Source organism: Photorhabdus sp. HUG-39, from assembly GCF_963878365.1.
GTDB classification, from domain to species: domain Bacteria; phylum Pseudomonadota; class Gammaproteobacteria; order Enterobacterales; family Enterobacteriaceae; genus Photorhabdus; species Photorhabdus kayaii.
The window spans coordinates 60,969-70,148 of the sequence record NZ_CAWNWY010000031.1 but is presented as its reverse complement, the minus strand read 5'-3'; the positions used below and the strand labels follow the sequence as shown (position 1 = coordinate 70,148).

The following is a 9,180-nucleotide window of genomic DNA, read 5'->3' as shown; positions in this document are numbered from 1 at the left end:
CTGGTCAAACAATGCGATTGCGGGGCACCGAGCCAAAGGAACAAGCTTAAAAAAGCGGGTTGGTGCGATGATTATCGGGCAAGAGTTTTCTTTGGATGAATAGCAGTCAAAGTATGCTCGTGCCCTGCTTTGAATAGTGGGCAATAGATGTCTTGAGTTAATAATGTTTTTTTAAGAATTATAAAGTCTCTCTGGTATGGATATTTTAATGCCGTTATTTTCATAACGGGAAGGCCAGATAATTTCAGGCGGAACTCCTAACGCATCAGAAATAATTCTTTCTCCTTTAGGCCAGTGGCGTGTCAGTGCATTTGCTAGTGTGGATGAAGCCAGTCCAACGCTCCTTGATAAAGCGGCTAATGTTATTCCTTTCTTTTTCAGTCCGGCAATAATATCGGCTGGATGCCAATCCTGTTGAATCATATTTTATATTTTCCTGAGTGGTGACATAAAATAATTATCCTTTCATGGACTCTATCTGTAAATAGTTAAAGTTAAAAAATACCATTATTTTATTATTTCCCCCGTTTAAATAAAACTCCCCCATTGATTACCCATTTTATTTTTCTTTAAATAAAGAGAAGATGATTTTCTTATTATAAAATAATGTGAGTACTCTATTGGACGTTAATAAATGGGATGGTGTTAAGCATACATTATGAATGAATTAAATAGCTCTATACCGACAGAAGGAAAATACCTACTCTTCCCCCATTTTGTCCCCCACGATATATGGATTTTTATTGCCCCCACATTGATATTATTAAAATCGCTTAAAGCCAGACAGAATAAGGGTTTCACGTGCTTCCCCCATTTAGGTGAGCTTAATAAGTGGTAAGTGGGGAGCATTGCTGGATTTTTGACAATATCCCCCACATTTACCATTTATTCCCCCATATTAGAGTGGCGTTGATTAATGCGGATATCTTCACCCAACACGGTCAATAATCCATCATTTTCCAGTTTGTCCAGCTAGCGGCTGAATTTCTTTGATACATCAATGCTTTTCGCTCGTAAGTCATCCCGCACCTGTGATTTTGTGCAGGAATCGCTTTGGGCTGTTCGGTTACGAATAGATTCCCATAGTGCCAGATGATTGCCTGACAGACGCCGGACATGGGCCAGTGCCATATCACCAGCTGCGGCATCCTGCGGTTGTCTGGGCTGATCTGACAACACCAGAGAGGTAATCTCTTCGCCGTCTTCATCAATACAAATGCTGACCGGATGCAAGTCATAAGCGACTTGTGGCGGTTCATCAGCATCTTTCATTTTGGTACAGCTTAATATCAGCGCTTCTTTATCATTTTCACGGCGGATATTAAACTCCGCATCCAGTGCTGCCCGAAAGGCGCTGGAGCCTCTTGCGCCTTTATCTTGGTCTTTGCCGGAATGGTGCACAACAAGCACGGTGGCATTTGTTTTGGCTTTGATATAGTCGCAACCCTGAATAAATGCGCCCATATCTTTAGCGGTGTTTTCGTCCGAGCCGCCAAAACAGCGGGCGAGGGTGTCCAGTACAATCAGACGGACAAGCAATCCGGTTTCCTGTTCGACATCTTTCGCTGCACAAATCACTTGCTCAGCACTTTCCTGACTAGCAGGAAACACCGGGCAGTCTATACGGTAAAGGGCATCTATCGGGCTGTTATCGTTCAGGCTGCTTTCCCATGCCCGGATACGACGCGGAACTCCCAGACCACCTTCACCGACCACATAAACCACCGCTCCCCGATTGACGCGTTTACCTGCCCATGCTCTACCCGTGGCGATATGACATGCCCAGGACACCGCCAAAAAAGATTTATAAGAACCACTGGGGCCGTAAATACTGGCTAAGGCGTTACTGGGCAAATGACCTTTGATCAGATAATCCTGATGAGTATCAAAGCCCTCAGAACCTCTGCGTAAAGGTAATGATGTGCTGTAGGTCGTGGGGAGACGAGTCACAGAAAGGGAACCGGTGATTTTACCGGTCTGGTGATAAAAGGCTGTTCGGGTTGCTTCATCACCATATTGCTTACGGTAATCATCCCAGTCAGCTTGATAGTCTGTTGGTGGCAGTGCAACCTTTCCCTGTATTGCATTCGCGGCCTGTTCCGCCTTAATTTTTCCTGTGTTCTTTTCATCTGCATCAACATCATTATCCCCTGCGATAATAAAAACACCTTGCGGATGTTGCGCTTTAAGCGCTTTTGCTACATTGAGCAGGTTATTAGCGGAAATGGCGGCATAGATTGCACTGTTTCGGCTAATAACGGCCAGTGATAAGCCAATGGCATAACCTTCTGTGATGATAATGTCATCATAAGAATCGGGTTCATGGACAACAGCAAAAGCCCCTTTTAACTGACTGCCGGGTAATAATCGCTTGCTGCCGTCAGGGTGAATCAATTAGGCACCGCAATATCCTCCTGCAATATTAACCAGTGGTAACACCAGTGTATTTTCTGGAAAAATCACATTGCCTGTTTTTTGACAGTAAGCCGGTGGGAACAAAAAAACACGTTCAGCTAAACTCTTGCGAATTAAATAAGGGCTCGCGCCCTTAATACACTGATTTAATAACGAATTGACCCGTTCAGCAATCGGCACTTGAATAACAGAGGCTTTTTTTCTGGCTGGCGCCGTTGACGGGAGTTCTGACAACTCAGATATCCACCTTGCCGCCTCAATTAATTGACAGCCTTTAAATTTTGCCAATAAATCCAGTCCATCTCCATGACCGCATTTAGCCCGATTACAAATCCATGTACCATTACCGTTTTTATCATCAAATCGGAACCGGTCTTTCCCACCGCACATGGGACAAGGCCCATGACGATTATTGGCGGGCACAACAATGCCTGCCTGAGACAGGATCGCGGGCCAGCGGTGGCGGGATTGCCGGACAATATCAGAAATGAAGGAGGGCATGGCTTTCCTCCTCTGTGGTTTCTCCAACCAGCATTTTACTGAGCAGTTCAATACGTTCCCATAAAACGAAAGTCAGGATTTCCTTAAATGCGAGATTATTTTGCTCAATAATACTGTTGATAAGTGCCCGGCAATGGTCGAGTACTTCTTCTGAGTTTTCAGGGCGGTAATTATGCATAAAACACCCCTGCCAGAGAAAAAGCCTTAGAAAGAGAGAATAGCTGACGTTGTAGATAAAATAGCCAGTCTTGGGGTGGTAGGTAGAGGTTAAGAGGGGGTATAGCCATAAGGCAGCCTCCATTGTGTGTGAACTATCGCTACCACCAGAGACGCTAACCTCAAGGGTGGCAGCCCAGACAGGGTTAGCGTTACCGGACACAATGGAAACCGGCGCTTCTTTCGAAGCCCCTGCCTGAGCCACCATAGACAACAGGTGTACAAAAGCACCAGCATTGAATAGCCTAAAACAGGCGTGTAATGCTGCCATCATGTTAATCGGAACGCTAACTCCGGCTGCGGATTTTGCCGCAGCGCGTGAACTATACCTCAGTAATTTACTGATTATCAACTTATAATTAAGGTGAAAAGCCTCATTCAGACTCATCCCTGTGTTTCCTCGCGGTTGTTGATTTTATTGATAATCCATTCATCAATTTCTTTTTCTACCCATGCTACTGAGCGTGCTCCCAGACTGACAGATTTAGGGAATTCCCCTTGCTGCATCAAATGGTAAATCCATGATTTCTTTAAACCGACTTTTTTCATGACATCCGCCAGACGTATTAAGGTTGTCTCTGCCATTTCTCAATCCTCCTTTTGACTGTAAACTCGTTCAACATAACGCCCGCGACCATCACCATGACCTAAATCCATTGAGACTAAAGCCCTGGCTTCCTGACGAGTAAAATCGCTTTCTTGGTAAAACCTCAGCGCATCCTGTGCCCATGCGTAGCGCAAACTATGTGGGGCATAACAGCCGGTTAATCCCAGATGAGCGGTATGGGCACGCCAGTAGTTCATCGCTCGTTTGAGATCGGGTTTATCAATCAGCCTGCCGCCGCGCTGCTCTGCAATTTCAATGGCTCTATCAACCGCTTTTTTCACAGCGTCCACATTCAGTACACGAGTTTGTCTGGGGCGGCCGCCTTTAGTACCAAAAACTACATGGAGCTTAGGCTCTGGCTGATTAAGCTGTTTTTGCCAGCTTTTCAGCGAAGCACAACACTGAACGGCTTCCTGAGAACGTAGCCCCATCAAACGGGTAAGTTGGAGGATGATTGCCAGTCCGGCATCGTATTTTGCTGCTTTCTGATAAATTGTCTGAAAAAGCACATCAGGAATGGCTTGTTTTGTCCCTGCACGACTGGCGCCACTCAGTCCCAATGCCTGATTACTCAATCGGGGAGAGGTACTTAACTTTGTCCGGCCTGCCAGAAGAAAGATATGGCGGAGCGCCGACATTTCATTTTGCAGGGTGCGTTTGGCTATGCCCTGAGACAGTCGGGCATGGATATAACTTTCAATGTGTTTGGTCTTTAAATAGTTGAGGCTTTTCACCTGAATATTCAGTTTCAACAAAAACTCACCTAGCCGCCTCGCTATCCGAATGCGGTCATGACAGGTTTTATGACTGCCTCCAGCCTGCCGGGCAAAGGTCTGCATTTCCCTGACTAATCGACTCATATCACTCCTTATTTTTCACCTGATAACATTAAATCTCTGGCGCGCGACAGTTCTGACAAAACAGGGGTTATCTGCTTTGCCCTTGAACGATACCTGTGCGCCAGAGTGAACGCTGTTGAGGTATTGTGGGGTATCGGTTGGAGTACGCTGTACTACCGCCTGCATAGGCAGGTTATCCCCTCTGGCAAAAGCCAGCCTCGGTATCGTCAAGCTCTCCTTTTTGATGGTGTTTTAATCTTAATTAGCAGTGACAGAAGCACTGATTTGTTGAGCAGGCATACGCCTGTAAATGTGGATGTTACCTTTATGCGGCGGCGTCACTTTCAGCGGTAAACCGGCGAAAAGTGACGCCTGAACATCGGAGTCAGTAAACAGAAGCAGGGCAGGTGCTTGCTGATGCCTGATGGCATAGCAAAGTGTTGCCCGTAGTAGTGTAAAACTGTCGCAATATGCTGATATTGAGAAATAACCTACCTGACCGCCTGATAACTCAGGCAGCAGTTAGTTAAGGTGTGAGCCAAGCAAACCGGATGCTTTAGCTTACGTAAATGAAATGAGGCTAAACTCGTGGCTTAATCTCATTAGAGCGAAAGGCAGTTAAAGCTGTCCTGTCTGACGCTTGGATATAAGAAGAACTCGCTTCCTCTGGGATAGAAGACCCGTGAGTGAGTTAAATGTATAAATGCACCTTCATCGCTTTCATTTCGCGATCCCCACTCTCAAAGGATAAGCGGGGTTATCAGCCTCATGCTATCTGACGGCCTTCTCTTTTCAGATCAGGGAGAATTTTAGGTATGGTCGCTCGAAAGCGCTTCTTCACAGACCTTTTAGAAGCATTGAGTGCTGTCAATGGCAGCAATAGCGGATCACTCGAAAGCGTTTCCTCACAGATCCCTCGGAAACATTGGCGGCTGTCGATGACAGCAATTAAGTGTAACAAGGTTAGCGCAGGATGTAACACGTAGCAATAGGGAACAGATAATTTAATCAGTTAGTTAGACTATTGATTAGATACGCTGACGAAATCAGCTTACTGATGACTATAACATGGGCATTTTCTAGCTGACGCGCTATGCTTGTCCTCTCTTAGTTGACTTGTTAAAAAATTTAACAAGTCAACTAAGAGAATTGGAAGAATACGGAGTTATCTTGTATCTCAAATGAAATAAAGTCACACCATATCTGTTGTATTAATTTTTCATTTAAATTTAATTAGTTACATGAAATAGTAGTAAGTAATTTTTTGTTTGGGGGCATAAAAAGGGGCATCATAATAATGTTTTTTAATAAATTTGTTTAAAAACAATATGTTACTTTATTATTCGAGTCCGGCCTTCCCATTTGGCCTTCCAAAGACGTCCATAAACTTCCATAATTACCTTAAAAAACAACAAATTACTTCGTTTCTGAGTCTATAATTGTCCATTTGTATCCGTTGACATCCATGATATTTGGGGGGCAGTTCTTTTCGATAATGAGTTGACCCCCAAATTATGCCTTTAACAGACATGGAAGCTCGTGTGGCAAAGCCCTGTGAAAAAGAATACAAACTTTACTGATGTACAAGGTTTGTATCTGCTCATTAAACCCAGTGGCTCAAAACGCTGGTATCTGAAATATCGGTTTGCGGGTAAAGAAAACCGGATTACTTTAGGGGAATATCCTCAAGTAACACTAGGGAAAGCTAGAGAGCAACGCGATAGTATTAAGATAATTATCCGCAATCATCAGTCACAGTAAAAAAGAGAAGTAGAAAAACAAGAGGCGATTGCCGAAACCTTAACGTTTGAAAAAGTGGCTAGAGATTGGCATAGTAGTAATAAGCGTTGGTCGATTGGAACTCGCTTCCAGACAACAACACTGGGCAGCCGTTATCGAGGTTCAGAAACAGAGCGGGCTGACGGTCACAGCATTTTGTCAGCACCGTGAGATTAATCTGGCCACGTTTTACTATTGGGCAAAAAAACTCCGGCAACAACGCGAGCCCCAACGTCTTCATCCGGTTGTGCCACCGGACACACCGTCACGTTCTGCTGCTCAATGAGCTCTGGGCTGAGTTGCCGGCAGGCTTATCCACTGGGCAGATCCGGCACTGGATTGAGGCGCTGCAATGATCCCGGTCGGCGCGATTTATCTGGTGTCTGGTCATGCTGACATGCGAAAATCCATCGACGGGCTGGCGGGTATGGTTGACGCACTCGGTCTGGAGCCGCTCAGTGAAGCCGGGTTTATTTTCTGCAATCGTCAGCGCGATATGTTGTGATCAATAAAAATTGGTCACTAACTTAGAGTTTTCCTAAAATAATCGTTCTGATTCGTTGGGTATCAACCCATTGTTGTACCGATGGGGATGAGGCTGGCTATAATAACCCGTTGTATAATTTGTGATTGAGCGAAAGGCTTCTCTAAAATCTGAATATCCTTCTTCAAGAACCTATTCACTTTTTAAACTCCTGAAAAAGCGCTCCATTGGGCTATTATCCCAGCAATTGCCTCGGTGGCTCAGGCTTTGTTTGATGCCATAACGCCACAATAACCGTCTGAATACTTTGCTGGTATAGTGACTGCCTTGATCACTGTGAGACATCACTTTCGGTCTGGTTGGTCGCCGGAGAAAAAATTAATTATTCCGCACAGGACAGCGACCTTTTAACAGCCATCGAATTCAGATCTGACGCGGCTTCGCGGGATGACAGTCGTGAAAAATTTACCCCTGCACAGAGCCTGATTTACACCCGCCGACGTGCAGAACTGGCTGCACAGTAGTGCGCAAATAAATCCCCGAAAATCCTGCTATTTTTAATGAAAAAAACCATGTATCCATCAGGTGCATGGTTTTGCATGCGTTTTTCTGTCCCTGCATCCCCCGCCAGTGCCAGCATTGGTGCGGTCTGGGGCTGTTCATGCACCTGCATTAAAATCGCCTCATGAAGCAGGCTGGTGTGACGGGGAAAGCATTGCGCACAGACGGTTGTAAAAAATAGTTATTAAAGGCGATTCAAAAAAGTTTTTCTGAATCAATCTATTTATTTGATACATAAAAAGTAAATTGTACTTTTTGTGATTTTTCAGACAACTTTAAACTGCTCAACTTGTGAGCTTTCTGTCTATGTAATACAAATGGGAGAATTTTCATTGTAAGTGCGTTTAAGTAAGGAGAGCTACATGAAGTTTTCTGAAGCGTTTAAAATGGAATGCCAGCAAGTAAGTTTAGATTTTATCGATATCCCCTTAGATACTGATTTGCAATTTTTTATAGATCCCACATCTATTCGAGCGTTAAAAACTAACTGGGGAAATAGCCTTGAAAGATTAGTTCAAGATTATTTTTCAGATGTTATGGCAAGTATAAAAAATGGAGATCTTAAAAGAGCAGGGGTTTTATTATCATCTTTAAGGGAGTCCAATTCTTTTCATCTTGGTTATTCTGCAAAGAAATCCTCAGGGAAAGCTTTAGGTGAAAAAACGGCTCAGCTAATTCTAGAGTCTTTGAAACAGAGTAAGGCTGCTCAGTCAGGCTTGCTTCAAGATCTTGAGGATACAGCATTAACTATAAAGGGAATTGCATCTGACAGGATCTCAGACTCTGTTTGTAATATGCTGAAACTACCATTTATAGAATATACACAAAAAATTTGTGAATTTTATAATGTGGGAATGTCTGAAGTTTCCGGTGTCCGTTTGTGGGATCCTATTAATGAGCGTTGGTGTAAAAAAACATTCAAACTCCCTGTACACAATGGTGAAGAGGTTATACTTATACCAAAGGTATTGGCGAGAGAGAGGATAGCTTATTCACATTCGTCATTTTATCGAAAGTATATTATTCCAGAAATCAAAACTGAGCATCTTAAGGCTGGCTCTGCGCTTGTAACTCTTTTAAGAGGAAAACCAGCGGTAACAGCTAAAAGGATTATTGAAGAATTTGGACAGTCGAAGGAGTTTATTGAGGAGCAGATAGTAAAATATCCTGACACGATAAAGCAATATAAAGAAGAGCTTTTACTTTCACTACCCTCTCCACTTCCACATAAACGTTTCGACGATTCAAAAGATTCTGTTACGGGGCCACTAGCTTCTGATGTAGAAAATCTCAAGGCTGCAATAAGTAACAGTGACTACCATTTATATGTTGAAAGCATAAAAAAATTGCTTCTGACTATATTTTATCCATCTCTTTTCTATCCATGCTTGATCAGAAATGATATCCATGATTATAGTTTTACAATGATGAATGAATCGCGTGCAGGATTCTTTTTTGATTTTTCTGTTTTTGAAATTTTATCAGATAAAATTCTAGTAAATATTGTAATGTCAAGTGTTAGTATTAATGGTGAATATCTAGAAAGTCTCGTTTGCGAAATGGGTGATATTGGGACATCAGTGTGCTTGCTGGTCTGCTGCGAAGCAACTAAAGGGTTACAAAAAGATAAGTTAAAGGAGTTGGCTAAAAAAGAAGGGAGGTACATCTTTATTATAAATAACGCAACCATTGATAGCATTCTCGAAGAGTATTTGAATATTGGTGAGCAGCATTTCAATGCGCTGCGTGATAAATTTAAAGATCTTAATTGAATATGT

11 protein-coding genes and 4 pseudogenes are annotated in these 9,180 nt (G+C 43.3%); 5 read left to right on the top strand and 10 right to left on the bottom strand.

Translation table 11 applies throughout. The annotated features are described in order from the left end of the window. Positions 1-171 precede the first annotated feature (171 nt). From AAC155_RS18095 to AAC155_RS18060, 8 genes and pseudogenes are all read right to left on the bottom strand, one after another. Entirely contained in the window at positions 172-423 is a 252-nt protein-coding gene (locus tag AAC155_RS18095; RefSeq protein ID WP_046974925.1) for a helix-turn-helix domain-containing protein, read from the bottom strand. A gap of 552 nt (positions 424-975) precedes the next feature. Continuing rightward, positions 976-1,968, bottom strand: a pseudogene (locus tag AAC155_RS18090) (helicase RepA family protein); the annotation flags it as partial. Between the two features lie 51 nt (positions 1,969-2,019). Further along, positions 2,020-2,394 (bottom strand): annotated as a pseudogene (locus AAC155_RS18085) (toprim domain-containing protein); the annotation flags it as partial. Continuing rightward, on the bottom strand, positions 2,395-2,916 hold the full coding sequence (locus tag AAC155_RS18080; protein WP_229015568.1) for a primase-helicase zinc-binding domain-containing protein: 522 nt from the start codon (positions 2,914-2,916) through the stop codon (positions 2,395-2,397). Beyond that, positions 2,897-3,520, bottom strand: coding sequence for an ash family protein (locus tag AAC155_RS18075; protein ID WP_113043616.1), 624 nt, complete (start codon positions 3,518-3,520; stop codon positions 2,897-2,899). The genes AAC155_RS18080 and AAC155_RS18075 overlap by 20 nt, the downstream gene beginning before the upstream one ends. Then, the gene (locus AAC155_RS18070; protein WP_036773792.1) at positions 3,517-3,717 is read right to left on the bottom strand and encodes a helix-turn-helix transcriptional regulator; all 201 of its coding nucleotides are present in this window, start codon (positions 3,715-3,717) and stop codon (positions 3,517-3,519) included. The genes AAC155_RS18075 and AAC155_RS18070 overlap by 4 nt, the downstream gene beginning before the upstream one ends. 3 nt (positions 3,718-3,720) lie before the next feature. Next, positions 3,721-4,599: an integrase domain-containing protein gene (locus AAC155_RS18065; RefSeq protein ID WP_113043615.1), complete on the bottom strand. Its 879-nt coding sequence runs from the start codon at positions 4,597-4,599 to the stop codon at positions 3,721-3,723. Between the two features lie 15 nt (positions 4,600-4,614). Beyond that, positions 4,615-4,809 (bottom strand): hypothetical protein, encoded by a 195-nt coding sequence (locus AAC155_RS18060; RefSeq protein ID WP_146748118.1) that lies wholly within the window; start codon positions 4,807-4,809, stop codon positions 4,615-4,617. 1,323 nt (positions 4,810-6,132) lie between these two features. Here AAC155_RS18060 and AAC155_RS18055 point away from each other — a divergent pair. From AAC155_RS18055 to tnpB, 3 genes are all read left to right on the top strand, one after another. Next, positions 6,133-6,339 (top strand): Arm DNA-binding domain-containing protein, encoded by a 207-nt coding sequence (locus AAC155_RS18055; protein WP_229015569.1) that lies wholly within the window; start codon positions 6,133-6,135, stop codon positions 6,337-6,339. Between the two features lie 46 nt (positions 6,340-6,385). Further along, positions 6,386-6,643 (top strand): IS66 family insertion sequence element accessory protein TnpA, encoded by a 258-nt coding sequence (gene tnpA / locus AAC155_RS18050; protein ID WP_229015570.1) that lies wholly within the window; start codon positions 6,386-6,388, stop codon positions 6,641-6,643. Between the two features lie 66 nt (positions 6,644-6,709). After that, a complete protein-coding gene (gene tnpB, locus AAC155_RS18045) occupies positions 6,710-6,862 on the top strand; it encodes an IS66 family insertion sequence element accessory protein TnpB (RefSeq protein ID WP_082302860.1) in 153 nt (50 codons plus the stop codon). A gap of 33 nt (positions 6,863-6,895) precedes the next feature. On the opposite strand, the pseudogene AAC155_RS18040 reads toward tnpB, so the two are convergent. Next, positions 6,896-7,198, bottom strand: a pseudogene (locus AAC155_RS18040) (integrase core domain-containing protein); the annotation flags it as partial. Here AAC155_RS18040 and AAC155_RS18035 point away from each other — a divergent pair. Beyond that, positions 7,186-7,365, top strand: a pseudogene (locus tag AAC155_RS18035) (phage polarity suppression protein); the annotation flags it as partial. The pseudogenes AAC155_RS18040 and AAC155_RS18035 sit on opposite strands and share 13 nt — an antisense overlap. On the opposite strand, the gene AAC155_RS18030 reads toward AAC155_RS18035, so the two are convergent. Next, the gene (locus tag AAC155_RS18030) at positions 7,329-7,514 is read right to left on the bottom strand and encodes a hypothetical protein (RefSeq protein WP_058588530.1); all 186 of its coding nucleotides are present in this window, start codon (positions 7,512-7,514) and stop codon (positions 7,329-7,331) included. The pseudogene AAC155_RS18035 and the gene AAC155_RS18030 overlap by 37 nt on opposite strands. Positions 7,515-7,764: 250 nt before the next feature. On the opposite strand from AAC155_RS18030, the gene AAC155_RS18025 reads away from it, so the two are divergent. Further along, positions 7,765-9,174, top strand: a complete 1,410-nt coding sequence (locus tag AAC155_RS18025; RefSeq protein WP_113043614.1) for a hypothetical protein — start codon at positions 7,765-7,767, stop codon at positions 9,172-9,174. Positions 9,175-9,180 lie beyond the last annotated feature (6 nt).

Bases quoted from the DNA above. Each gene is read 5' to 3' on its own strand.
- AAC155_RS18030 (WP_058588530.1), bottom strand. From the start codon at position 7,514: ATGCAGGTGCATGAACAGCCCCAGACCGCACCAATGCTGGCACTGGCG.
- AAC155_RS18075 (WP_113043616.1), bottom strand. From the start codon at position 3,520: ATGAGTCTGAATGAGGCTTTTCACCTTAATTATAAGTTGATAATCAGT.
- tnpB (WP_082302860.1), top strand. From the start codon at position 6,710: ATGATCCCGGTCGGCGCGATTTATCTGGTGTCTGGTCATGCTGACATG.
- AAC155_RS18065 (WP_113043615.1), bottom strand. From the start codon at position 4,599: ATGAGTCGATTAGTCAGGGAAATGCAGACCTTTGCCCGGCAGGCTGGA.
- AAC155_RS18070 (WP_036773792.1), bottom strand. From the start codon at position 3,717: ATGGCAGAGACAACCTTAATACGTCTGGCGGATGTCATGAAAAAAGTC.
- AAC155_RS18025 (WP_113043614.1), top strand. From the start codon at position 7,765: ATGAAGTTTTCTGAAGCGTTTAAAATGGAATGCCAGCAAGTAAGTTTA.
- AAC155_RS18080 (WP_229015568.1), bottom strand. From the start codon at position 2,916: ATGCCCTCCTTCATTTCTGATATTGTCCGGCAATCCCGCCACCGCTGG.
- AAC155_RS18095 (WP_046974925.1), bottom strand. From the start codon at position 423: ATGATTCAACAGGATTGGCATCCAGCCGATATTATTGCCGGACTGAAA.